Origin of the sequence: Sphingosinicella xenopeptidilytica (assembly GCF_042676985.1) — a bacterium.
Taxonomy (GTDB): Bacteria; Pseudomonadota; Alphaproteobacteria; order Sphingomonadales; family Sphingomonadaceae; genus Sphingosinicella; species Sphingosinicella xenopeptidilytica.
On the sequence record NZ_JBHTIK010000011.1, the window covers coordinates 78958 to 102791 of the forward strand.

General features: G+C 64.8%; 25 protein-coding genes and 1 tRNA gene. 12 read left to right on the forward strand and 14 right to left on the reverse strand.

Translation table 11 applies throughout. From position 1 onward, the window contains the following. Positions 1–6: 6 nt before the first annotated feature. Both ACFQ00_RS14820 and ACFQ00_RS14825 read right to left on the reverse strand, forming a co-directional pair. Positions 7–489, reverse strand: a complete 483-nt coding sequence (locus ACFQ00_RS14820) for an RNA pyrophosphohydrolase (protein ID WP_381492421.1) — start codon at positions 487–489, stop codon at positions 7–9. After that, the gene (locus ACFQ00_RS14825) at positions 486–1472 is read right to left on the reverse strand and encodes an alpha/beta hydrolase (protein ID WP_381492423.1); all 987 of its coding nucleotides are present in this window, start codon (positions 1470–1472) and stop codon (positions 486–488) included. Before ACFQ00_RS14825 ends, ACFQ00_RS14820 begins: the two co-directional genes overlap by 4 nt. Positions 1473–1663: 191 nt before the next feature. On the opposite strand from ACFQ00_RS14825, the gene ACFQ00_RS14830 reads away from it, so the two are divergent. From ACFQ00_RS14830 to ACFQ00_RS14840, 3 genes are read left to right on the forward strand one after another with little or no spacing between them, the layout of a single operon-like run. After that, positions 1664–3538, forward strand: a complete 1875-nt coding sequence (locus ACFQ00_RS14830) for a 2-oxoacid:acceptor oxidoreductase subunit alpha (protein WP_381492426.1) — start codon at positions 1664–1666, stop codon at positions 3536–3538. Further along, complete coding sequence (locus tag ACFQ00_RS14835; protein WP_381492429.1) at positions 3535–4557, forward strand: 2-oxoacid:ferredoxin oxidoreductase subunit beta; 1023 nt, start codon at positions 3535–3537, stop codon at positions 4555–4557. The genes ACFQ00_RS14830 and ACFQ00_RS14835 overlap by 4 nt, the downstream gene beginning before the upstream one ends. Positions 4558–4588: 31 nt before the next feature. Then, a complete protein-coding gene (locus ACFQ00_RS14840; protein WP_381492433.1) occupies positions 4589–4765 on the forward strand; it encodes a DUF4169 family protein in 177 nt (58 codons plus the stop codon). Positions 4766–4864: 99 nt separating this feature from the next. Here the strand turns inward: ACFQ00_RS14840 and ACFQ00_RS14845 are convergent, their stop codons facing one another. Beyond that, complete coding sequence (locus tag ACFQ00_RS14845; protein WP_381492436.1) at positions 4865–5251, reverse strand: hypothetical protein; 387 nt, start codon at positions 5249–5251, stop codon at positions 4865–4867. Positions 5252–5403: 152 nt separating this feature from the next. Here ACFQ00_RS14845 and ACFQ00_RS14850 point away from each other — a divergent pair, with 152 nt between their 5' ends. The 4 genes from ACFQ00_RS14850 to ACFQ00_RS14865 all read left to right on the forward strand — a co-directional run bounded on the left by ACFQ00_RS14850 (position 5404) and on the right by ACFQ00_RS14865 (position 7947). Further along, positions 5404–6222 carry a hypothetical protein gene (locus ACFQ00_RS14850; RefSeq protein ID WP_381492438.1) on the forward strand — a complete coding sequence of 273 codons (819 nt, stop codon included), beginning with the start codon at positions 5404–5406 and terminating at the stop codon, positions 6220–6222. A gap of 71 nt (positions 6223–6293) precedes the next feature. Next, complete coding sequence (locus tag ACFQ00_RS14855) at positions 6294–6863, forward strand: RNA polymerase sigma factor (protein ID WP_381492441.1); 570 nt, start codon at positions 6294–6296, stop codon at positions 6861–6863. Further along, entirely contained in the window at positions 6863–7345 is a 483-nt protein-coding gene (locus ACFQ00_RS14860; protein WP_381492443.1) for a hypothetical protein, read from the forward strand. Before ACFQ00_RS14855 ends, ACFQ00_RS14860 begins: the two co-directional genes overlap by 1 nt. Continuing rightward, positions 7342–7947 carry a hypothetical protein gene (locus ACFQ00_RS14865; protein WP_381492446.1) on the forward strand — a complete coding sequence of 202 codons (606 nt, stop codon included), beginning with the start codon at positions 7342–7344 and terminating at the stop codon, positions 7945–7947. The genes ACFQ00_RS14860 and ACFQ00_RS14865 overlap by 4 nt, the downstream gene beginning before the upstream one ends. Here ACFQ00_RS14865 and ACFQ00_RS14870 read toward each other — a convergent pair. Then, positions 7944–8813, reverse strand: coding sequence for a D-amino-acid transaminase (locus ACFQ00_RS14870; protein WP_381492449.1), 870 nt, complete (start codon positions 8811–8813; stop codon positions 7944–7946). The two genes, ACFQ00_RS14865 and ACFQ00_RS14870, sit on opposite strands and share 4 nt — an antisense overlap. A gap of 85 nt (positions 8814–8898) precedes the next feature. Between ACFQ00_RS14870 and ACFQ00_RS14875 the strand changes: the two genes are divergently transcribed. Further along, positions 8899–10269 carry a cryptochrome/photolyase family protein gene (locus ACFQ00_RS14875; protein ID WP_381492451.1) on the forward strand — a complete coding sequence of 457 codons (1371 nt, stop codon included), beginning with the start codon at positions 8899–8901 and terminating at the stop codon, positions 10267–10269. Positions 10270–10319: 50 nt separating this feature from the next. Further along, the gene (locus ACFQ00_RS14880; protein ID WP_381492454.1) at positions 10320–11582 is read left to right on the forward strand and encodes a class I SAM-dependent methyltransferase; all 1263 of its coding nucleotides are present in this window, start codon (positions 10320–10322) and stop codon (positions 11580–11582) included. A gap of 66 nt (positions 11583–11648) precedes the next feature. On the opposite strand, the gene ACFQ00_RS14885 is transcribed toward ACFQ00_RS14880, so the two are convergent. The 3 genes from ACFQ00_RS14885 to ACFQ00_RS14895 form a co-directional block, all read right to left on the reverse strand. After that, positions 11649–12626: an NAD(P)H-dependent flavin oxidoreductase gene (locus ACFQ00_RS14885; RefSeq protein ID WP_381492457.1), complete on the reverse strand. Its 978-nt coding sequence runs from the start codon at positions 12624–12626 to the stop codon at positions 11649–11651. 89 nt (positions 12627–12715) lie between these two features. Continuing rightward, positions 12716–14071 carry a dicarboxylate/amino acid:cation symporter gene (locus ACFQ00_RS14890; RefSeq protein WP_381492460.1) on the reverse strand — a complete coding sequence of 452 codons (1356 nt, stop codon included), beginning with the start codon at positions 14069–14071 and terminating at the stop codon, positions 12716–12718. Positions 14072–14085: 14 nt separating this feature from the next. Then, positions 14086–14159 (reverse strand) — tRNA-Gly (locus tag ACFQ00_RS14895). A gap of 78 nt (positions 14160–14237) precedes the next feature. Here ACFQ00_RS14895 and metZ point away from each other — a divergent pair. Continuing rightward, positions 14238–15446, forward strand: a complete 1209-nt coding sequence (gene metZ / locus ACFQ00_RS14900; protein ID WP_381492769.1) for an O-succinylhomoserine sulfhydrylase — start codon at positions 14238–14240, stop codon at positions 15444–15446. Then, positions 15443–15850 (forward strand): Co2+/Mg2+ efflux protein ApaG, encoded by a 408-nt coding sequence (gene apaG / locus ACFQ00_RS14905; protein WP_381492463.1) that lies wholly within the window; start codon positions 15443–15445, stop codon positions 15848–15850. The genes metZ and apaG overlap by 4 nt, the downstream gene beginning before the upstream one ends. 2 nt (positions 15851–15852) lie before the next feature. On the opposite strand, the gene ACFQ00_RS14910 is transcribed toward apaG, so the two are convergent. From ACFQ00_RS14910 to ACFQ00_RS14925, 4 genes are all read right to left on the reverse strand, one after another. Further along, on the reverse strand, positions 15853–16239 hold the full coding sequence (locus ACFQ00_RS14910; RefSeq protein WP_381492465.1) for a hypothetical protein: 387 nt from the start codon (positions 16237–16239) through the stop codon (positions 15853–15855). Positions 16240–16325: 86 nt separating this feature from the next. After that, on the reverse strand, positions 16326–17252 hold the full coding sequence (locus ACFQ00_RS14915) for an Hsp33 family molecular chaperone HslO (RefSeq protein ID WP_381492468.1): 927 nt from the start codon (positions 17250–17252) through the stop codon (positions 16326–16328). After that, complete coding sequence (gene argF, locus ACFQ00_RS14920) at positions 17231–18160, reverse strand: ornithine carbamoyltransferase (RefSeq protein ID WP_381492471.1); 930 nt, start codon at positions 18158–18160, stop codon at positions 17231–17233. The genes ACFQ00_RS14915 and argF overlap by 22 nt, the downstream gene beginning before the upstream one ends. 125 nt (positions 18161–18285) lie before the next feature. After that, on the reverse strand, positions 18286–19152 hold the full coding sequence (locus ACFQ00_RS14925) for an ABC transporter permease (protein WP_381492772.1): 867 nt from the start codon (positions 19150–19152) through the stop codon (positions 18286–18288). Positions 19153–19230: 78 nt separating this feature from the next. Between ACFQ00_RS14925 and ACFQ00_RS14930 the strand changes: the two genes are divergently transcribed. Beyond that, positions 19231–19824: a GcrA family cell cycle regulator gene (locus tag ACFQ00_RS14930; RefSeq protein ID WP_381492474.1), complete on the forward strand. Its 594-nt coding sequence runs from the start codon at positions 19231–19233 to the stop codon at positions 19822–19824. Positions 19825–20102: 278 nt separating this feature from the next. Here the strand turns inward: ACFQ00_RS14930 and ACFQ00_RS14935 are convergent, their stop codons facing one another. The 3 genes from ACFQ00_RS14935 to ACFQ00_RS14945 form a co-directional block, all read right to left on the reverse strand. After that, positions 20103–20891: a hypothetical protein gene (locus ACFQ00_RS14935; protein ID WP_381492477.1), complete on the reverse strand. Its 789-nt coding sequence runs from the start codon at positions 20889–20891 to the stop codon at positions 20103–20105. Positions 20892–21692: 801 nt separating this feature from the next. After that, positions 21693–22649 (reverse strand): IS1595 family transposase, encoded by a 957-nt coding sequence (locus ACFQ00_RS14940; RefSeq protein ID WP_381492480.1) that lies wholly within the window; start codon positions 22647–22649, stop codon positions 21693–21695. 71 nt (positions 22650–22720) lie between these two features. Beyond that, positions 22721–23788, reverse strand: coding sequence for an NAD(P)H-dependent flavin oxidoreductase (locus tag ACFQ00_RS14945; protein ID WP_381492483.1), 1068 nt, complete (start codon positions 23786–23788; stop codon positions 22721–22723). Between the last annotated feature and the right edge of the window lie 46 nt (positions 23789–23834).

A 23834-nucleotide genomic window follows, 5' to 3' on the forward strand; every position in this document is an offset into this window, starting at 1 on the left:
TGCCGCTCACGCGAGAATGGGTTCGAACTCACGCAACACATCAATGTAAAGCTGCCGTTTGAACGGCACGATCAGGTCGGGAAGCATGGCGGGCTTCGCCCACTTCCATTCGCTGAATTCGGGATGCTCGGTCTCGATATCGATGTCGCTGTCCTTGCCGGTGAAGCGCATCGCGAACCACTTCTGCCGCTGCCCGGCGTAACGGCCCTTCCAGATCTTGCCGATCAGCTCGTCGGGCAGGTCGTACCAGTACCAGCTCGCGCTTACGGCGATGATCTCGGCCTTGTTGGTGCCGATCTCCTCGCCCAGCTCACGGACCGCCGCGTCCACCGGGTCCTCGCCGGGATCGATGCCGCCCTGCGGCATCTGCCACGCCTCCGCGATCATATCGAGCCGCTTTGCGACGAAGACGTGCTTCTTCGGATTGAGCAGCATGATGCCGACACAGGGCCGATACGGGAGCCCGGAGGGGTGAACGCGTTCGGTCACTCGGCGGCCGCTTTCATCATGGTGAGGTCGGCGCCCGCCTCGTTGATGATGTCCTTCAGCGCCGCGAGGCATCCGGCGAGGTCGCCCTGCGCCGATGGAATCGCCTGCCGCAGCGTGATGCTGCCGTGAATTTGTCCCTTCGCCTCGCGGAACACGGTCGGCACGCCGCTTGCGATCAGCTTCGCGGCATAGGCGCGGCCCTGATCACGCAGCGGATCGAGCCCGCAGGTGAAGACGAGTGCGGCGGGCTGGTTGTCGAACGCAGCCGCGTGCAGCGGCGAGGCGCGCGGGTCGGTGGGGTCGGGGAGGTTGCCGATGTAGTGGCGCATGAACCATGCCATGCTCTCGGCGGTCAGCAGGTAGCCGTCCGCGAAGTCCTCCATCGATCCCGTGTTCGCGGTCATGTCGACGCCGGGGTAGATCAGCCACTGCGCGATGATCGGCACGGCGAGCTTGCCCGCCAGTTCCTGCGCGGTGATCGCGGCGAGGTTGCCGCCTGCGCTGTCGCCCGCAACGACGATGCTGGTCACGGCGTGCCCGATTTCCTTCGGCGAGGCCGCGGCCCAGCGCGTCGCGGCAAGGCAGTCCTCGCCCGCCGCCGGAAAGGCGTGCTCGGGCGCAAGGCGGTAGTCGACCGAGACCACCGTGATATCCAGGCTGCGCGCGATCTCGGCGCAGAGGCCGTCGTGCGTTTCAAGGTCACCGACCACCCAGCCGCCGCCGTGGAAGAACATCAGCACCGATTGCGGCGCACCGCCCGCCGCGCGTGCGCTATAGAGACGCAGGGGGATGCGGTCGCCGTGCGGCCCGTCGATCGCAAGGTCTTCCACCCGCGCGATCTCGCCGCGCGGCACTTCGGCCATCTGCACCATCATGCCCATCATCTGGCGAGCCGTGCCGGGTTCCAGCTCATGCAGCTTGGGCCCGGGCTGCGCGTTCAGCATATCGAGGAACGCCTGCACGTCTGGACGAACGAAACTCATCGCCGATTCTCCCTCCCTTGCGGATTTGGTGCGGACTATCCGCCGAGGCCGGCTTCGCCGCAAGTCGCGCTATCGAGAGGATGGTCAGGCAAGCCTGACCTTGGGAGCCTCACATAAAATCTACTTTGCGGGTACGGGCTCGCGGGCTTAGAGATTCCATCGAACAAGCATACACAGTCCCGGGACCGCCAATGGCAACCAAGCTCAAAGACCCCCTGCCCACCGAGGGCGAGGCCATCGCGCGCGACGCAGTCGTCGTCCGTTTCGCCGGAGACTCGGGCGACGGTATGCAGCTCACCGGCGGGCAGTTCACGCTGTCCACCGCGCTTGCGGGCAACGACCTCGCGACCTTCCCGGATTTCCCGGCGGAAATCCGCGCGCCGCAGGGCACGACCTTCGGCGTCTCGGCGTTCCAGATCAATTTCGGCTCAACCGCGATCGAAACCGCGGGCGACGCACCCGACATCCTCGTCGCGATGAACCCGGCAGCCTTGAAGACGAACCTGTCGGCGCTCCGCCCCGGCGGGCTCATCATCGCCGACACCGGGGAGTTCAACGCCCGCAACCTCAAGAAGGCGGGTTACGAGGTCAATCCGCTGGAAGACGGCAGCCTTGCCGACTATCAGGTCGTCGCCTTCGATATTTCCGCGCGCACCATGGAGTCGGTCGCCGCCTTCGGCCTCGGCAACAAGGAGGCGCTGCGCTGCAAGAACATGTGGACGCTCGGCCTCGCGCTCTGGATGTTCGATCGCGACCGCCAGCCGCTCGTCGACTGGCTGAACGCCAAGTTCTCGAAGAGCCCCGTTCTCGCCGACGCGAACATCGCCGCGCTCAACGCCGGTCACGCCTACGGTGAAACCGCCGAAATGGGTACGTTCGCGCGCTACAAGGTCGATGCGGCGCCCGCGGAAGCCGGCCTCTACCGCACGGTGACCGGTGCGGAGGCGCTGAGCCTCGGCCTCGTCGTCGGCGCGAACCTCGCGCATCTTCCGCTGTTCTTCGGCTCGTACCCGATCACGCCCGCCTCCTCGATCCTGCACACGCTCGCGCGCCTCAAGGAGTACGGCGTCACCACCTTCCAGGCGGAAGACGAGATCGCCGCGATCTGCGCCGCGATCGGCGCGTCCTACGCGGGTCAGCTCGGCATCACCTCGTCGTCCGGCCCCGGCATTGCGCTCAAGGGTGAAGCGCTCGGCCTCGCGATCATGACCGAACTGCCGCTCGTCATCGTGAACAGCCAGCGCGGCGGGCCATCGACCGGCCTTCCCACGAAGACCGAGCAGTCGGATCTCTATCAGGCAGTTTACGGCCGCAACGGAGACGCCCCGCTCGCCGTGATCGCCGCCCGTTCGCCGTCTGATGCGTTCGACGCCGCGATCGAGGCCTGCCGCCTCGCCGTGCGCTACATGACCCCGGTGATGCTGCTGACGGATGGCTACATCGCCAACGCCGCCGAGCCGTGGAAGGTGCCGGATATCAACGCCTACGAGGAATTCCCGGTCACGTTCCACGAGGAACTGCCGCCCGAAGGCGTGGAGCTGAACCCCTATGCCCGCGACGAAAAGCTCGCCCGCGTCTGGATCAAGCCCGGCACGCCCGGCCTGATGCACCGCATCGGCGGCATCGAGAAGAGCTACAATTCGGGCCACATCGATTATTCGCCCGAAAACCACCAGAAGATGACTGACACGCGCAAGGCGAAGATCGACGGCATCGCGAACGATATTCCGGAGCAGGACGTCTGCCTCGGCGGCCCGGGCGAAAAGCTCGCCGTCGTCGGCTGGGGTTCCACCTTCGGCCCGATCCATCAGGCCGTCCGCCGCGCCCGGGCGAACGGCGCGAGCGTTGCCCACATCCACATCCGCCACATCTGGCCGCTGCCGAGAAATCTGGGCGATCTTCTGAAGACTTACGACCACATTCTCGTACCCGAGATGAACACTGGTCAGCTGAAGACCGTGCTGCGCGATCAGTATCTCGTGGACGCGAAGCCGCTCAACAAGGTCTCCGGCCAGCCCTTCAAGATCGCCGAGATCGAGGCCGCTATCGAGGGAGCCCTCGCATGAACGTCGTCACCCCCCTGAAAGCCGCCGACTTCGCCACCGATCAGGAGGTGCGCTGGTGCCCCGGCTGCGGCGACTACGCCATCCTGAAGGGCGTGCAGCGCACGATGGCGGAGCTTGGCGCGCGGCCTGAAAACACCGTGTTCGTCAGCGGCATCGGCTGCTCGTCGCGCTTCCCGTACTACATGGCGACCTACGGCTTCCACACCATCCACGGCCGCGCCCCCGCGATCGCGACCGGCGTGAAGCTCGCCAATCCTGAACTCGACGTGTGGCTCGTCACCGGCGACGGCGACGGGCTTTCCATCGGCGGCAACCACATGCTGCACCTCCTGCGCCGCAATCTCGATTGCCAGGTGCTGCTGTTCAACAACGAGATCTACGGCCTCACCAAGGGCCAGTATTCGCCGACCAGCCGCGTCGGCACGCGCACGCCCACTTCGCCGTTCGGCTCGGTGGACCGTCCTGCGAGCCCCTGCGCCTTCGCGATCGGCGCCGGCGCCCGCTTCATCGCGCGCTGCATCGACACCTCGCAGAAGGAAATGCCCGGCATCCTGAAGCGCGCCCACGCGCACAAGGGCACCAGCTTCGTCGAGCTCTACCAGAACTGCATCGTGTACAACGACGCGGTGTTCGAGCCGTTCACCGCGAAGGCGAACGCCGCCGAAAACCAGCTCTGGCTCGAGCACGACAAACCGATGCTGTTCGCGGGCGGCACCAAGGGCCTCACGCTCAACCGACAGGAACTCCGCCTCGAAGTCGTCGAGGTTGTGGACGGCAACTGGGAAGCCGCGGGCGTCATCGTCCACGACGAAACCAACAAGGGCGTCGCGCAGATGCTGGTGGACATGCCGTTCCCCGGCTTCCCGATCGCGCTCGGCGTCATCTTCTGCTCACCCGCGCCCAGCTACGAAAGCGCGCTCGTCGAACAGACGAAATCGCTCACCCAGGGCAAGATCGCCGACCTCTCCGCGCTGATCCGCAAGGGCCAGACGTGGGAAGTCACCGAAAAGCGCGACTGACCGCAGCGGGCCGGGAAGAGGGCAGGCCCGCATGGCCGAACTCATAAACCTCCGCCAAAGGCGCAAGGCAAAAGCCCGCGCCGAGGCGGAGGCAAAGGCCGCAGAGAACCGTCACCTCCACGGAAGAACCCTCGCCGAGAAGCGCGCGGCGAAGGACGAGGCTGTGCGTCTGGAAAAGCACGTCGAGGCGCACAAGCGCGAGGACTAACCCGGCGTCCACACACCCGTCATACCGGCGAAGGCCGGTATCCATGCAACGGTCAAATGGACCCCGGCCTTCGCCGGGGTGCCTCGTGGAAGGTCGCTGCTAACGGGAAGACGTGAATGGAAGGATGCCCATTCCGTACTTTTTTAAACGCAGCAGCAGTCTGACAGAGAGGATAGTCGCTATGATGGTCGGTAGGATGAGTAATAGCGATAATGGAAAAAGCTCAATAAACGATAATAACCCTACTGTTGAATAAAAGGAGTTCGTAATGAGGGAGCTAATAGTTCCTTCAAATGGAATTCCCCTGCAATCAACAAGCCATATCATAACGTCTGTAAAGAAACATCCATTATAAGAACTTCCTATATCTTTCCGATAAGGGATGTGATCCGCAATAAAAAATCCGGATATTATGGTGGTCAGCAAAAAGGGGGCTGAAACGTATCCTGCCCAATCAAAGACTTTTGCCGTCGGAATTTTTTTCATGATACCCATTCCTTGAACATGTTTCCAAAAAATGGACGAGGGTCAAGTGCGCATGGGGTGTTCAATCTGTTCGGCACATCCTCATTGAATGATGCTAACGCCCCACCTTCCATAATAGGATCACCTGTGCCTCCCTCCGGCACATGACCCAATTGCCCGCACCCCCTTCGCCCCGCACGGCAACCCAACGCCACAACGGCTGGACGCCCGAACGCCAGCGCATCTTCCTCGAAACCCTCGCCGAATGCGGCGTCGTGCAGGATGCGTGCCGCACCGCCGGGATGAGCCCCGCGAGCGCCTATGCGCTGCGTCATCGCAAGTCCGGCGCGCTGTTCGCGCTCGGCTGGGCCGCCGCGCTCCGCCATGCGCGCGAGCGGCTGGCGGACGAGCTTCTCTCCCGAGCCATGCACGGCTGCACCGAAACGGTGGAGCGTGGCGACGCGGTCATCACGCGCCACCGCTTCGACAATCGCCTGTCGATGGCCATGCTCACCCGGCTCGATCGCGAGGCGGAGAAGTTCGACGACGCCGCGCGCACCGTCACCACCGTCGCGGAGGATTTCGAGGCGCTGCTCGATTGCGTGGAGGCGGGCGATGCCGAGGCCGAAGCGGCGTTCGTCGCGGCGCACCGGCCGCCGCCGTTCGCGCCGCCGAAACCCACGCTCGCGGAAACGGAACTCATGCTGGCGCTGGCCGAAGCGGATCGGCGAAAAGCCTATGCCGCGATGCGCCCCGAAGACATCGACACGTCCGATCTCGATCCGGACGATTTCGCTGACTGGACGGATGACCAGTGGGAACGCGCCTATCGCAGCGGTCTCGTCGATGCGGTAGAGCAATTCGATGCCGAGGACGACGACGAGGACGATGAGGACGGCGATGAAGAGGTCGCTGGCGCCGATCGTGGCGGAACGCCCCGGCATGTCTCAACTTCGTCAACTTTGCACGACGATGATCGTCCCGCGCCCTGAAATCGCAGTGCGGTACAAATCGCTGCGGGGGACTTCGCCGCCGCCGTGCGTATCCCTTCACGATGCTGCAGGTGAATAGGGGCGTCGAGCGATCGGACGAGCCCGGGGGGCTCATGGTTGCCGTGCAGAACGGCGACGAGGATGCCTTTCGCCTGCTGACAAGGCGCCTTTACGGGCCTGCCATCGGCATCGCGACCAAGGTTCTCGGCGACCGCAGCGAGGCGGAGGACGCCGTGCAGGCCGCGCTTGTGAAGCTGTGGCGGCAGGCGGCGTCGTTCGATGCGGGCAAGGCGAAGGTGGAAACGTGGTTTCGCCGCATCGTCGTCAACGCCTGCATCGATCGGAAGCGGTCGTTGAAGCCCGTGCAGCCGCTGGAACTGGTGGCGGAGCGGGCGAGCGACGATCCCGATCCGGAGGCGCTTGCCGGGCAGAGCGCCCGCTCGCGGCGGATCGCGGAGGCGATGGCGCATCTGCCGGCGCGGCAGCGCACCGCCATCGCGCTCTTCTACGGGGAGGGCGCGACGATGAACGAGATTGCCGAGGCGCTGGAGACGACGCCGAAGGCGGTGGAAGGATTGCTTGCGCGCGCGCGCGTCGAGCTTGCGGAGCGGCTCCGGCCGCTGGCCGAAGAGGTGATGTGATGGAACGGGGAAGAGTGATCGAGATCATCGAGGCTTACGGCGGTTCTCCCGCCGCTTGGCCCGAGGATGAACGCGCGGCGGCGGAACGGCTTGCCATGTCGGATTCGGCACTCATCGCCATGATGAACGATGCGCGGAGCGTGGATCGCCTGCTGCGCGACTGGGCGTGCGAGCTCGTCCCGGTGACCGATGCCGACGCCGATGCCGCCGCGGAGCGCGCGCTTGGCGAGGCTTACCGGTCGGGTGCGCCGCGCCGCTGGTGGATGCGCGCTGCGTTCGGCGGTGCGATTGCCGCGTCGCTGGCGATCGGCGCGGTGCTCTTGTCGCGGCCCGATGCCGTGCCCGGCCCCGCGCCGGTGGCACAGCCGAAGGTGCAGGTCGCGCTCGGCGATCTTTCTGGAGAAGACGCCCAGGCGGCGCATGACATGCTTGTGTGGGGGAACGTGTTCACGCCCACCCCCGAAGAGGAGATGGTGTTATGAAAATGGCGTTTGCAGGCGTGATGCTCGCTGTCGCCATGTTGGGCGCGACGGCTGCGTCTGCGGGCGAAGACCCGCGCGGGCAGCGACAGACCAGGCTGGAATGGAAGGCGCCGTTCGCGGACATGTCCCCGCAGGGCGCGGCGATCATCGCCGAAGCGATGCAGGCGCAGCGCATCCCCTCGAACGCGGAGGAGGTTCGCAAGGCGCGGCAGAAGGTGCTCGATCTCATTTCGGCGGAGAGGCTGGATATCGAGGCGATCCGCAGGGCGCAGGCCGAGGAGCGGGCGCTCGCGATCAAGGAACACGCCCGCGCGCAGGAAAAGATGCTGAAGGCTTACCAGCGGCTTTCGCTGCAGGATCGGCGCGCGTTCGCCGAGGGGATGCGTGAGCAGGAGGAGCGCATGATGCAGCACCTCGCCCGCGCCCGCGAGCGGATGAAGGACGCGCAGGAACGCAGCCGCATGGATGCGGATCGCATGAAGCGCGAGATGGAAAAGATGCGCAAGGAGATGCTGCGCAACACCAAGGAAACCGGCAGCCTCTGGATCGTCGTTCCGCCGGTCCCCCCGGCTGCGCCGTCCGAGCCGGTTGATCCGTCCTAACGGCGCCAGCCGGTCTGGCGCTCGATCTCGGTCCAGAGAGCCTCGGCCAGCCGGGTCGTCACCGGGCCGGGCACGCCCTTGCCGACCGGATTGCCGTCGATGCTGACGATCGGAAGGCACGGCGCGGTCGTCGAGGTCAGGAACGCCTCGGCGGCGTCCAGCGCGTCGGCGGTGGTGAACGGCGCTTCCTCGACACGCAGCTGGTGCTCGCGGGCAAGCGCGAGCAGCGTGCCGCGCATCACGCCGTGCAGGATGTTTTCGGATGCCGGGTAGGTGACGATGGTGCCGTCCTTGCGGACGATCCAGGCGTTGGTGGAGGAGCCTTCGGTGACGGTGCCGTCCGGGTCCACGAACCACGCCTCGAAGGCTTTCGCTTCACGGGCCGATTGTTTGGCGAGCACGTTCGGCAGCAGCGCGATCGACTTGATGTCGCGGCGCTGCCAGCGGATTTCGGGGTGTGTGATCACGGAAATACCGGTTTTCTGCTGCGCGACCCGTACCCGGAAATCGAACGGCCGGGCGGTCATCACCAGCGTCGGCACGGCATCGGCAGGGAAGGGGTGGTCGCGCCGTGCGGTGCCCCGCGTCACCTGCACATACAGCAGCCCGTCGCGAATCCGGTTGGCGGCAAGCACGCGGCGGGCAACGATCGAAAGCGCCGCGTCGCTCATGGGCGCCGCGATCGAGAGTTCCCGAAGGCTGCGGCCGAGCCGCGCGACGTGCTGCGGCCAGTCGAGCATTCCGCCGTTCAGAACGGCCGCGACCTCGTAGACGCCGTCGGCAAACTGGAAGCCGCGATCCTCGATGTGAACCGTGGCATTGGCGAGCGGAACGAGACGGCCGTTGACGTAGGCGAGGCGGGACATTCTATCGTTATGACTCCGGGGCGTTTTTCGAGCTTGTGAGTAGTGGCCGGGGCAGGGAAGAACAAGCGGCGATGAAGGGAAAAGCATGACCGCTACGATCGTCTGGCTGCGCGAGGATCTCCGACTCGCCGACCAGCCCGCCTTTGCCGCGGCGGCGCGGGAAGGCGGTGTGATCCCCGTCTACGTCCTCGACGACGAAACACCACGTCACCGCCGGATCGGCAGTGCGCAGCGCTGGTGGCTGCACCACAGCCTCGCCAGCCTCGATGCCGATCTCCGCAAGCGCGGCTCCCGCCTCATCCTGCGCCGTGGCGTCGCGGCGGACGTGCTCGCCGATCTCGTCGCCGAAACCGGCGCTGAGCGCGTTCACGCGCTCCGCCACTATGCACCATGGTGGCGCAATGCCGAACGCGCGCTGGGCGGCAAAGTTGATCTCGTCCTCCACGACGGCGTCTGCCTGCTGCCGCCGGGCGAGGTGCGGACAGGTGCGGGCGATCTCTACAAGATCTTTACGCCGTTCTGGCGCGCACTCCGCGACCGGATGCCGCCCGCCGCATCAATCCCCGCACCTGAACGCCTCACGGTAGCGGAAGCTTGGCCCGCGTCCGACACGCTTGAGGACTGGGCTCTACTCCCCGCCCGCCCTGACTGGGCAGGCGGCTTCAATGTCTGGACGCCCGGCGAAACCGGCGCATTGGAGAGGCTGGAGGCATTCTTGCCGAATGTCGCTGCCTACGATGCAACACGAAACCTGCCGTCGGAGGAGGGCGTCTCGTACCTGTCGCCGCATCTGCATTTCGGAGAGATTTCCGTCGCCGAGGTCTGGCGCCGCGCCGCCGCCCGGCCCGGCGCGGAGCCGTTCCTGCGCGAGCTTGCGTGGCGCGACTATGCGCAAAATGTCATCCTCGCCCGCCCGGACTACGGCAAGGCGAACGGCCTGCCGGCGTTCGACCCTTTCCCCTGGCGCGACATTGCGGACCCCGATGTCGCTGCGGATTTCCGCGCATGGTGCCGGGGCGAGACGGGCTACCCGATCGTCGACGCCGGGATGCGCGAGCTCTGGGCGACGGGGTGGATGCACAACCGGGTGCGGATGATCGCGGCGAGCTTCCTCGTGAAGCATCTCCTCATCGACTGGCGCGAAGGTGAGCGCTGGTTCTGGGATACGCTCGTCGATGCCGATTACGGCAGCAACAGCGTCAACTGGCAGTGGACGGCGGGCACCGGCATCGACGCGAACATGTTCGTGCGCATCATGGCGCCGCTCACCCAGTCCGAAAAGTTCGGCGCGGCGGACTATATCCGCCGTTGGGTGCCCGAACTTTCGGACCTCGGCGACGCCGTGATCCACGATCCGGACGACCACGATGCCCGTCCTGCGGCCTATCCCGAAAAACGCATCGGACACCGCGCTGCGCGGGAGCGTGCGCTCGCTGCCCTCTCCACGATTCGCTAGGCTTTGAATTCGCTTGGAAATGCCGCATACTCACCGCTTGGGAGAGGCGGATGGCGACACATCCGGAAACGCGCGGCGCACACGTCGTCGAAGCAGACCGCCGGTTCTGGATCGGCGGTGTTCCTGCACGATTGTTCGCCGGCAGCCGCCAGCGCCTCATCGAACGCGTCGACGCGGGGCTCGCTCGTGGCGCACTGACGCTTGTCGAGCCGGATGGCCGCGTGCAGCGGCTCGGCGGCCGTGCACCGGGCCCGCAGGCCGAGCTTCGCCTCAGCAACTGGCGTCCGTTCCTACGGCTTGCGGCGGGCGGATCGGCGGGGTGGGCGCGGGCGTATTTCGATGGGGACTGGACGAGCCCCGACGTTCCCGCCTTTTTCGAAGTGATGATGCTGAACCGGCGCGAGCTTGGCCGCACTGGGCGTGGCGCGCTTCCGGGGCGCCTGTTCAACCGGCTGATGCGAGCGCTGCAGGCGAACACGCTCACCGGCGCGCGCCGCAACATCCAGTTCCACTACGATCTCGGCAACGATTTCTACGCCGCCTGGCTCGACGAGACGATGACCTACTCGTCGGCGATCTTCGGAGCGCCCGAAGAACCGCTCGCCGAGGCGCAGCGCCGCAAGGTGCGCGTGCTGCTCGACCGGCTGGAGATGAAGCCGGGCGAGCGCCTGCTGGAGATCGGCTGCGGTTGGGGCGGCCTCGCCGAGATCGCTGCGAAGGAATACGGTGTCCATGTCACCGGCATCACGCTCAGCCGCGAGCAGCTGGAGTATGGGCAGCGCCGGATGGCGACCGCCGGACTTTCGGATCGCGTCGACCTGCGCATCGCCGACTACCGCGAGGATATCGGCCGTTTCGATCACATGGCGTCGGTAGAGATGTTCGAGGCGGTCGGAGCACGCTACTGGAAGACCTTCATGCGCTCCGCCTTCCGCGCCCTGAAACCGGGCGGGCGAGCGGCGATGCAGGTTATCACGATCGATGAGGCGGTGTTTCCCGCCTACCGCTCCGGCGCGGACTTCATTCAGACCTATATCTTCCCCGGCGGCATCCTGCCGAGCGAACCACGCTTGCGGACATCGGCGGAAAACGCGGGCTTCCGGTGGGAGCGCGCGGAAGCGTTCGGACAGCACTATGCCGAAACGCTGCGCCAATGGCGCGTTCGCTACGATGCGGCACGGCAGGAAGGGCGCCTCCCGCCCGGGTTCGACGCCGCCTTCGATACGATCTGGCGCTACTACCTGATGTATTGCGAAGGCGGCTTCCGGTCGGGCGGGATCGACGTCGTGCAGACGCTTTTGAGGCGGCCGTGAAAGCGCTTTCCAAATAGGGAAAGTCGTGGGACGAACCCCGTGTTCTTTGAAAACCCGGGGTCGCGGCTACGCCGCGAGGAAACCTGCGAGGCGCTTGCTGATGATCGCGTCCGCTTCGGCCATGATGCGATCGATCAGCTCTTTGCAGGTCGGGATGTCGTGGATCAGTCCGGCGACCATGCCGCAACTCCACGCGCCCGCATCCATATCGCCGTCGATCATGATGCGCGGATAGACGCCAGCGACCTCTTCGATGATGTCTTCGAACTTGAGGTTCGCGCCCAGAGTCTTCTCCTTTTCGAGCAGGCGCTCGACGGCGGCATTGCTGAGCACGCGTTCGGTATTGCGCAGCGGGCGCATGACGAGGCGCGTATCAAGCTCGCTCGCGGCAACGAGCGCCTGCTTCACCCTTTCATGCACGGGCGCTTCCTTTGTGGCGATAAAGCGCGTGCCCATGTTCATGCCTTCCGCGCCGAGCGCAAGCGCGGCGACGAGGCTGCGCCCGTCCGCCATACCGCCTGAAGCAACGAACGGAATCTCAAGCTCATCGGCGGCGCGCGGCAGCAGGATGAAGTTCGGCACGTCGTCTTCGCCCGGATGGCCGCCGCACTCGAAGCCGTCCACCGAAACCGCGTCGCAGCCGATCGATTGGGCCTTCAGCGAATGGCGCACCGAGGTGCATTTGTGGATCACCTTGATGCCTGCATCCTTGAGGTAGGGCAGCACCTGCTGCGGATTGTTGCCCGCCGTTTCGACCGCCTTGACGCCGCCTTCGATGATCGCGCGCACATAGCCCGGATAGTCGGGTGCGTTCACGGTGGGGAGGAAGGTGAGGTTCACGCCGAAGGGCTTGTCGGTCATGTCCCGGCAGCGCGCGATCTCGTTCGCGAGGTCGGCCGGGGTGCGCTGGGTGAGCCCGGTGATGAGGCCGAGACCGCCGGCGTTCGAAACCGCCGCCGCCATTTCCGCGAAACCGACGAAGTGCATACCGCCCTGAATGATCGGGTGCTGGATGCCAAAAAGCTCAGTGATGCGTGTTTTCATCAAGTACTCCTCGTATTTGTCAGGAGAATATGACTTTTAGATATATGCGGGCAAGCCGCGATTTTGGACAGGCGCCGAGCGGGTCCGGATCAGTCCTCGGTAACGGCGGTGTCGTCGCCGGGGCCGGCTGCAGGATCAGGCTTGGCTGCAATCGGAAGCGATGGCCCCGCGAGCGCAGCGTCCAGCGCGGCGCGGTCGAGTTCGCCTTCCCAGCGCGCGACAACAATCGTCGCCACGGCATTCCCCACGAAGTTCGTGAGCGCGCGGCATTCGCTCATGAACCGGTCGATACCGAGAATCAGCGCCATGCCCGCGACAGGCACGCTCGGCACCACCGAAAGTGTTGCGGCGAGCGTAATGAAGCCTGCGCCGGTAATGCCTGCGGCACCCTTCGAGCTCAGCATCGCCACGAGCAGCAGCAGCACCTGCTCTTCAAGGCTGAGATCGATGTTGAGCGCCTGCGCGATGAACAGCGCCGCCATCGTCATGTAGATGTTGGTGCCGTCGAGGTTGAACGAATAGCCGGTCGGCACGACCAGCCCGACGACGGATTTGGAAGCGCCCGCGCGCTCCATCTTGGTGATCAGGCTGGGGAGGGCGGCTTCCGAGCTCGATGTGCCGAGCACGAGCAGCAGCTCTTCCTTGAGGTAGCGGATCAGCTTCAGGATCGAGAAGCCGTTCGCGACCCCGACCAGCCCGAGGACGCCGAGCACGAACAGCAGCGAGGTGAGGTAGAAGGTAGCGATCAGGGCGGCGAGGTTCGCCACCGTGCCGATGCCGTACGCGCCGATCGTGAAGGCGAAGGCGCCGAACGCCCCGATCGGCGCGGCCTTCATCAGGATACCGACCAGCCGGAACACCGCGGCGCCGAGCGCTTCGAGAAAGCTGACGACCGGCGCGCCGGTGTCGCCGACGAGTGTGAGTGCGATGCCGAACAGGATGGAGACGAACAGCACCTGCAGGATGTCGCCCTCCACGAACCCACTGATGAGCGTGTTCGGGATGATGTGCATCAGGAAGCCTACGATACTGCTGTCGTGCGCCGCGTTCGAATATTGGGCTACGGCACTGCCGTCGAGCGTCGCGGGGTCGATGTTGAGGCCTCGTCCTGGCTGGATGACGTTGGCGACGATAAGGCCCACGATGAGCGCGAGCGTCGAGAAGACGAGGAAGTAGATAAAGGCCTTCGCCGCCACCCGCCCGACCCGCCCGAGGTCGCGCATCCCCGCGATGCCGGTGACGATGGTAAGGAAGATCACGGGCCCGATGATCATCTTCACCAGCTTGATGAAGGCATCGCCAAGCGGCTTCAGGCTCTCGCCGAATTCCGGCCAGATGTGGCCGATGGTACCGCCGAGCACGATGGCGAGGAGAACCTGGAAATAGAGGTGCGCGTAAAACGGCCGCCTCGCTGCCGGAGTCGGAACCGATTGCGGCTGGATCAAGGGCGTTCTCCGGATGGAGCGGGTGAAGGGAATCGAACCCTCGTCGTAAGCTTGGGAAGCTTCTGCTCTACCATTGAGCTACACCCGCACGCCGCCCATTTGAATGGCGCGCCTCTGCTGGTCAAGAGGCGTTGACGTGGACGCGCCCGGCTGCGATGCACGCGCCATGAAACGGATGAGCGGAGCAAACAGGGAAGAAACCAAAGGCTGGCGTCCGGCCACGCGCGCCGTGCGCGGCGGCACGATGCGCAGCGAGTTCGGCGAGACCTCGGAGGCGATCTTCCTGACCTCCGGCTATTGCTACGACGACGCCGAGACAGTGGCGGCGCGTTTCCGCGGCGACGAGAAGGGCATGACCTACTCGCGCCTGCAGAACCCGACCGTGGCGATGTTCGAGGAACGGCTCCGCCTGATCGAGGGTGCCGAGGCGTGCCGGTCGATGGCGAGCGGCATGGCGGCGATGACGGCCGCGCTGCTCTCGCAACTTCGCGCCGGCGATCATGTCGTCGCGGGCCGCGCGCTGTTCGGTTCCTGCCGCTGGCTCGTCGATTCGCTGCTCCCGAAGTTCGGTGTCGAAACCACGGTTGTCGATGGACGCGAGGTCGATGACTGGAAGGCGGCGGTGCGGCCGAACACGAAGCTGTTCTTCATGGAAACGCCTGCGAACCCGACGCTCGACATCTGCGATATCCGCGCCATTTCGGACATCGCGCACGATGCCGGTGCCGTCGTGGTGGTGGACAATGCCTTCGCGACACCCGTTCTCCAGCGCCCGCTCGAATTCGGCGCGGATGTCGTTGCTTACTCGGCAACGAAGATGCTCGACGGGCAGGGCCGTGTGCTCGCGGGCGCCGTGCTCGGTTCGGAAGAATTCATCGAAGGCGAACTGCTCGCTTTCACGCGCAACACCGGACCGACTCTCTCCGCGTTCAATGCGTGGGTGGTGCTGAAGGGCCTCGAGACGCTCGAACTCCGGATGGCGAAGCAGTGCGAGAACGCGCTCGCGGTTGCCCGCTTCCTCGATGCGCGTGTGCCGCGTCTGCTCTATCCCGCGCTGCCTTCGCATCCCCAGCACAATCTCGCGATGGCGCAGATGTCGGGCGGCGGCACGATCATGAGCCTGTTCGTTGCAGACGGGCGCAAGCAGGCACATGGCTTGCTGGACGCGCTCAGCCTCGTCGACATCTCGAACAACATCGGCGACTCCCGCACTCTGATGACGCATCCGGCCTCGACGACCCATGCAGGGCTCGACGAGAAGGTGCGCGAGGAGATGGGCGTCACGGAGTCGATGCTGCGCCTCTCCGTGGGGCTCGAAGACCCGGCCGACGTTATCGACGATCTCGACCGTGCGCTTTCGGCGGTGGGGTTGTGAAGGAGTTCTTCGCAGCCTCCGCTACGACCGGCGGTGTCACCGTGCGTGCGAACCCGTCGTACCTACCGGAGCGCTCGCTGCCGGAGCGCGACCATTATGTGTGGACCTACCACATCCGCATCGAAAACGGTCGCGACGCGCCCGTTCAGCTCATCAGCCGGCACTGGATCATCACCGACGGGACAGGCAATGTCCACGAGGTGCGCGGTGCGGGGGTGGTCGGTGCACAGCCGGTGATCGCGCCGGGCGAGGCCTATGACTACGTCTCGGCCTGTCCGCTCGAAACGCCGATGGGCACGATGGCGGGTTCGTTCCAGATGCTCGACGAAAAGGGGCAGGGCTTCGACGTTGCGATCCCGCTGTTCCTGCTGACGAGCCCGGCGGCGGCAGGCGCCGCACACTGACCTCAGCAGTTGCCGACGCGCTTGAATTCCTGGCGCACCGCGAAGGGCTCACGCCCGCGAATGCCTTGGGCATCGATCGTGAAGTGGTTGCGGTTGTCCTTCACGATCGTCGTGCGACCGCTGCCAAGACCGCGGCAGCTGTAAGCCACCGTGGCGCGCTCTGCGGTATCCTCGACGATGGTGTGGACGCAGCTCTTGCCGTCGGCCGCTTCAAGGCCAACGTGCATCAGCGATTCCGGCGAGATGATGCAGCGGTTTGCACCGCCCGAAACGCTGAAGGAACCCGGCTGGAAATCACCACCGCCGAACAGCGACAGCGTCACCGGCTGTGCGAACGCAGCCGTCGCCACCACAAGGGCACCACCAGAAAGAACCAGACTACGGCGCATGAGCGCGTAACTCCCTGTCAAACCTCCGGCGATCCGGAGATGGTCACACTATAAAGATGACAGATGAATAAGGCATATCCGGGACGTTAATCTCGCATTTCGATTGGGAACAGGCGCGAGCAGAACTCGCAGTTTACATCGATCGTACCTGTTGGTCCGCGCATTTCGGCGAGTTCTTCGGCCGGGAAGCGGCCGAGCACCTCGCGGAAGTGCTGCACCGTGCAGCGGCAGCCGCGCGTGAGGCCGATGGGCGGTGAAACGCGTACCTCATCCTCGTTGAACAGCCGCCAGAGCAGGGTTTCCTCGCTCAAATGACTGTCGGTCAGCTCCGCGTCTGTGATCGTGGAGGCGAGGGCGAGCACATGTTCCCAATCCTGATTGTCGGTGCGCGCGGCCAGACGCGGACCGCCGGTTTCGCCGTGGGGAAGGTGTTGGACGAGAAGCCCACCGGCTTCCCACGCGCCGTCCTCGGCCTGCCGCAATGCGCCGCGTACGAGCGTCGGCACCTGTTCTGAATCGGTGAAATAGTGCTCCACCGCGTGGCACAGCGTGTCGCCTTCCAGCGGCACAATACCCTGATAGCGCTCGTCGGCGGCGCTCTGCTCGATGGTGATGGCGAGGTAGCCGGCGCCGAACAGGTCCGGGAGCAGCGCGCCGGGCGTGATCTCGCCGAGCCGCTCGGGATCGAAGCGGAGGTAGCCACGAATCTCGCCGGCGCGGTAGTCGCAGACGAGAAGGTCGATCGGGCCGCCCTTCGACTGCGCCTGCACGGTGGTTTGCCCTTCGCCCTTCTGCACGGTGGTGCCGATGAGCACGGTGAGGATCAGCGCCTCGCCGAGGAGCTGGCAAAGTGGGGCAGGATAGTCGTGCGCGCCGAGGATCGCGGCGAGCGCCGGGCCAAGTCGCGCGACGCGCCCGCGCGCACTGCGCGCCGGGATCGTGAACGGCAGTACGCGCCCCGTCTGCGGGGTGCCTGCCGAACCGTTGCCGTTCAGCCGAGCTTGTTCAGACACCAGAGCAGGATCGCTTTCTGTGCATGTACGCGGTTTTCGGCTTCGTCCCACACGGCCGACTGCGGCCCGTCCATCACGGCGTCGACAACCTCCTCCCCGCGGTGCGCGGGAAGGCAGTGCAGGAAGATCGCCGAGGGGTTCGCCTTCGCCATCAGAGCTTCGGTTACCTGATACGGCCCCATCGCGACCATGCGCTGCGCCGCACCGGACTGGCCCATCGAAACCCACGTGTCGGTGACGATGACGTCCGCGCCCGCGACCGCCGCTTCCGGGTTGCGCTCGACGACGATGCGTGCGCCGCGCGCCTCGGCGCGGGCGACGACGGCATCGTCCGGATCGTAGGCGGCGGGAACTGAGAGGCGCATTTCATAGCCGAGCAGGCCAGCAGCCTCGATCAACGACTGGCAGACGTTGTTGCCGTCGCCAAGCCACGTCCACACCGTGCCGGTGACGCTGCGGCCGAGGCGTTCTTCCACGGTCATCAGGTCGGCGACGATCTGGCAGGGGTGGCCGCTGTCCGTCAGCATGTTGATCACCGGCACGCCGCTGGCGGCGGCGAGCGCTTCCACTTTGTCGTGCCCGTTGGTGCGCAGCGAAATGGCGTCGACGAAGCGGGAAAGGACGCGCGCGGTGTCTTCGATCGTCTCGCCGCGGCCGAGCTGCATGTCCGCCGAGGACAGGATCATCGCCGAGCCGCCGAGCTGGCGCATCGCCATGTCGAACGAGACGCGCGTGCGGGTGGAGGACTTCTCGAAGATCGCGGCGAGCATATGCCCGGCGAGCGGGACGTCGTCGTCGGCCGCGCCTTTCGGCCGTCCGGCGCGGGCCTGCTTGCGGCGCTTCGCCTCGTCGAGGATCAGCCGCAGGGCTTCGGCGCCCGTGCTTTCGAGATCGAGAAAATGCCGCATCGCCCTTCAAACCTTACGTTCGTGGATGGCCCGAAACCGGCCTTCGAAACGGAAAAAGGCGGCCAATCCTGACCGCCCTTCGGACTCGCGCGCCTCCATGACGCACGCGAGGCTTCAAGTCAATGTTACTGGCGGGTGCGCCAGCCGGTGCGAAGCGCCCAGTAGCACAGCGTCCACAGCACCGCGTTGATTGCGATGAGCGCGATGGCGCCGCCAAGTGCGGGGCCGTCGTGGATGCCGATGAAGCCCGAGCGGAAACCATCGATCACATAGAAGAACGGGTTGAAGTGGCTCGCGGTGTTCCACACGCCCGCCAGCCGGTCGATCGAGTAGAAGGTGCCCGAAAGCAGCGAGAGCGGCTGCACGACGAAGTTGGTGACGGCGGCGGCATGATCGAACTTGTCCGCCCAGAGGCCGGTGAGAACGCCGAGGAGGCCGAGCATCACCGCGCCCATCGTGCCGTAGAAGAACACGGAGAGCGGGTTGTGGATCGCCACCGAAACGCCCGGCCACAGCACCATCGCACCCCACACCGCGAGCCCGACGAGCCATGCGCGCGTCACGGCACCCGCGACGAACGAGACGAGCAGCTCTCCCGGCGACAGCGGCGGCATCAATATGTCCACGATCGTGCCCTGGATCTTGCCGATCAGGATCGAGGACGAGGTGTTGGCGAAGCTGTTCTGGATCATCGCCATGACGATGAGGCCGGGGGCGAGGAAGCTGTTGAACGGCACGCCGAGCACGGTGAGATTGCCGCGCCCGAGCGCGACGGTGAAAATGGCGAGAAACAGCAGCGTCGTGATCGCGGGCGCCCACACGGTTTGCAGCTGGACCTTGAAGAACCGCCGCACCTCCTTCACATAGAGCGTCCGAAGGCCCGGCCAGTTGACGCGTCCGATGATCGGCACGCCGGGTTCGCTGTGGGCGGGTTCGCTGTGGACCGGCGTGGCCGGTTTCGCTACGGAAGGCTTTGCAAGCTGATCGTGCATCTGCGTGGGAGTAGTGGCTGTCGCCATGCCCCGCAAGCCGGTCGGCTCTTTTGTTTGAAGACAGGAAGTGGGAACGCGATGTCCTGGACGGACGAACGGATCGAGACGCTTAGGAGCCTCTGGGAAAAGGGGCTGACCGCGAGCCAGATCGCCGACAAGCTCGGCAATGTGAGCCGCAACGCGGTGATCGGCAAGGCGCACCGGCTGGGGCTGAAGGCGCGCCCGTCTCCCGTGAAGGGCGACAGCGACGGCACGCCGCGCGAGACCGCGAAGAAGGCCGCAGCACCCGCCGCGCCGAAACCGAAGCCCGAGGCCGCAGCGCAGGAGGCATCCGCGCCGCAGCCGCGTCCGGCTCCTGAAGCCAAGGTGCCGCCGGTCCCCGCCGCTGCCGCGCCGAAGCCGGCGATGCCCGTCCGCGCCGCGATGCCCGCCGCGCCGGTGAAGCCGCGTGCGCCCGGCGAGAAGGTGACGCTGCTCGACCTCAGCGACAAGATCTGCAAGTGGCCGATCGGGCATCCCGGCGAGCCCGACTTCCAGTTTTGCGGCCGCCCGGTGAACCCCGGCTTCCCATACTGCACCGCGCACTGCGCCGAGGCCTATCAGGCCCAGCTCCCCCGCGACCGCAGCCGGCCTTCCAGAGCGCCGATGCCCCCGCTACCGCGCGTCCGCTGAGCCACCTTCGGCGCGGCTCTGTCCGCGCGAAGTCGGCGAAGTAGAGGCCAAAACGCGTTTTTCAAAAAACGCGGCGCTGACGGCTGCCCGCCGCGCGCGGAAGGGCGTGCCGGGGCGAGCATTTTCTGTATTTTTCAGATGCGCATCTGCGATGTCCGCCGCGCTTCAAAGAGCACGGTGAGGCTTCCATAGTTTTTCCTATTTAGGGCATTAATATACTTGACTCAGTAACGTCGTGCGCCACCTCTCGATAGAGAAGGGCGCACTTGAGCGACGAACTATTCGCTATACTCGATCCTGATCGATCCCTTGCTGTCGCTTTTGTAGATCACCTGAAACATGGTGGCGAGCGCCTGTAGCCAGTCAGCCTGATCCTCTTTGCTCCATTCTGTCTTTGGAGCCGGTAGCTCCTCCAGCATTCCCAGAATAGACCGATGGAGGGCGGGGACGGGCTGGGCTGGCGGTGGTGGCGGATTTTCCACCGGATCGGCTGATGGCGCTTGTGCAGGATTCTGACCATCTGGCGCAGGCGGGGGCGGGCCAGCCTGACCAAAGGGCATGACTAGTCTGTCCTCGTTGCCGCCGGGATAAAAACCTGCCATCCGCGCCGACTTCTCGAACGCCAAGCGTGCTGCCTTCACATTCTTCGAGGTAACGCCGAAGTTGATAAAGGCGGCTTCCAAGCCATGCGGACGTGGCGGAAGTAGCTTGCCGCGAAACTCATCGTAGGCTCGCTTATAGAGTTCTACGTTGAGGAAAGCTCTAACTCGCGCGTCCTGCTGACGGGCGGCGTCAATGATTTCATGGCCAAGCTCTGTGAGCTGGTACTTGCCCCCAACGGCATCCAGTACGCCAAATATTCTCGCGGTAGAAATCTTCGTAGCAAAACCTCCCCCACCGGGAGCGAGCCCCATAGCGGCGGCGAGCTGATCGCGCGAAAGTGCAACACCTCCGCCCTTTAGCATCCCATCGGCCACCGCGATTGCGTCGCTCATGTCCGTATAGGGAAACTGGATTTTTGACGGGACGCGTTCGAATTTTGGCTTCTTTTCCATCAAGTCCGACATGCCCTATTCCTCAGGGTTGGGCGCGGTGGAATCCCCACCGCGCCGCAGTCGTTATAAGCAATGTTGCGCGCTATCCGCGCCTAGCGCCGTCACAGCCTCAGCGGCTGAAACGGCCTTGGCGGATAGCAGCGAAAGATGCGGGGTTTTGGCCCGCGCCGCCGCTGTTTCTTCATAGCTGTCACCTCAGGACAAGGATGACCCCTTGATTCCGAGGCGGATTTCGGCCATATATCTCACACGAAGGGCGTGAGGCGTCGGGTCCGAATCCCGCCTCATCCTCGACCCGGGGGTCTAGGCTTTGGCCGAGACCCCTCCCCGCCAGCGGTTCCCGCCGGATGTGCAAGATCCGGACGCGGGGCCGCTGGTGCGAAGGGGCTCCGAACCCTCGATACAATAAAGCGTCCAGTAGGGAAAGATGAAATCTTTCAGCGCGCAAATTTTCTGCGCGGCGCGGTTCCCGTCAAGTCGATCTACTCTCCGAGTGTTTCCGGCAGTTGCGGATAGATGTCTATATCATATTGATTTAAAAGATTTTTCTAAATTCCCCCTGTCCGGGAATGCCAGATGGCCCGGAGTCTTGGTGTCGGCTCGCGGAAAGTTCTAGCTCGGCTTCCTTCGCTTCCAGGTCCACTGACCGCGAGAAAAGGTCACTGACCACGTCTTGCGCGGCGCTCTTTCTCGTCTTTGAGTCGGGCCTCCCGGAAGGCTTCCGGGTCCACCGCAAACAGGCCGCTCGCCAATCGCCGGAATCTCGCCAGCGATCCCGGCTCCACCTCTTCGTCCACGGCCTTGGCGGGGCTTTCAGGCTGCGCTTGCGATGGCTCCATTGCCAGTCAACTCCCGGTAGGTAAGCCGCTTTCCAGTCACTGCGCGAAGCGCAGCGGTGAAGCGGTCTGCGTCGGAACCATTCCGCTCATTGAAGCGGAAGACCTGCTCATCAACGTACCGGCCAAGATGGAAAGGCTCAACGCTGATATAGGTGCCTTTGATTGACCGCTTCAAAAGCGACCAGAAATTCTCGATGCCGTTCGTGTGAACGCGACCGTTCACGTACTCAACAGCGTGGTCGATCATGGAGTGAACGTATCCCGTCAGTTGACGGTAGCCGTGCCAGCGATCGGTATAAAGCGTGGCGCCTTCCTGTACGGCATCACGAATACCGGCGTGAAGGGTGACGCGCTGCACGTTCGGAATGACATGCGCGTGGATGCGGGAGGGGTTTTCACGGCGAGAACGCTGGAGGATGCCAAGAACAGCCGTCTTGCCCGCGCCTCCGGTCCCGGTGATTGCCTTGGCCCGGCGGCGAGGGTGCATGTTCTTGGCGAGACCTCCGATAAAACTCTCGTCGGCCTCAACCTCGCCGTCCATCTTCTCGATGGTGCCGAGCTTCATGGCGAGGCGAATGCGGTGGTTCATGTGCCACGCGGATTTCTGCGTAATGCCGAGTGACCGCGCCAGCTCGTAAGAGCTGATGCCGTTTTTGCAGTTGGCTACCATCCAGATCGCCACAAACCACTTGTCGAGCGGGATAGCGCTGTCCTCGAAAATGGTGCCGACTTTGGCCGAAAACTGGCGCTTTGCGTGCTTTTCCTTGCATTCCCAAATGCGGCGGGTCGGAATGAACCGCGCGTCGGTGCGCCCACAAGTCGGGCACGTCACACCGTTCGGCCAACGCAGGTTGACCATGTGCTGCAATGCTACGTCCGGGTCCGAGAAGTACCGGACGGCTTCCATAAGAGTGCGCGGTTCGTGTGGCATGCACGCTATCTACCGACATCATGTTACTGAGTCAAGTATATTAATGCCCTATTTAGGAAGAGGGTGGACTTTCAAACGCTGTCGCTTCGGCAGCGTTGGAGTTCGCTGTGCAATGTGTTGATCAACGCGGCGGCAGGCATCGCGCGCGAGAGCGGGGCGCCTTGCCCGGCCCATTGCGCGCCGAAGCCGGACTCGCCTTTCGCCTTCGCTGCCGCGTGCAGGGCTTTGCCTGCGTCGTAGGCGATGGGGTAGTCGGGAGGTTCGCAATCCGAGAGGGGCGCTTCCAAGCCGCTGAAACGGTTGGCAAGCACACGGGCGGGCCGCCCGGAGATGATCGGTGTCAGCGTGGTGTGGTAGGCTCCCGGTCCCGTAAGTGCGGTTCGATACGCTTCATCTGCCGCGGATTCATTGCAAGCGATGAACGCGGTGCCGAGCTGCGCGGCAACAGCGCCGAGATCGAGCGCGGCCGCGATACCTGCCCCATCCATGATGCCGCCTGCCGCGATGACGGGACGTCTGCATTCCTTGACCAACAGGCGGGTGAGTGTGGCCATGCCCAGCGCGTCGTCAGGTGCAGAAGGATCGAACATGCCGCGATGGCCGCCAGCTTCGATGCCCTGTGCCACGATGGCGTCGACCCCCGCGTCTTCGATGACGCGCGCTTCCTCAATGCTGGTGGCGGTAGCCATCAGGAGAATGTTTCTCTCCTGCAAGGCGCGGATCGTCGAAGCGGGCGGCAAACCGAAGTGGAAGCTTACCACCGGCGGCGCTGTTTCCAGCAGCATTGCCAGCATGTCGGCATCTTCGGCGAAGCTCTTGTAGATCGTTTGAAGCGTGTTCGGCGGCTCGGCGCCAAACTCGGCGAACAGTGGTGCAAGTCGATCCAGCCACACGGCTTCGCGCACCGGATCGGCCTTGGCGGGGCCATGGACGAAGAGATTGACGTTAAAGGCGCGGTCGGTGCGCGCGCGTAGTTCGTCAATCATCAAGCGTGCGTGATGGGCGTCCGTCGCGCCCACACCGATCGAGCCAAGCGCCCCAGCGTTCGAGACCGCAGCGGCAAGCGTGGGCGTGGATACGCCCGCCATGGGAGCCTGGATTACCGGAACCGATATGCCGAGCCGATCAATGAGAGGCATGGGCAACCTTTCTACAAGGACGCGATCTCCGCCTTCGGCCTCATCT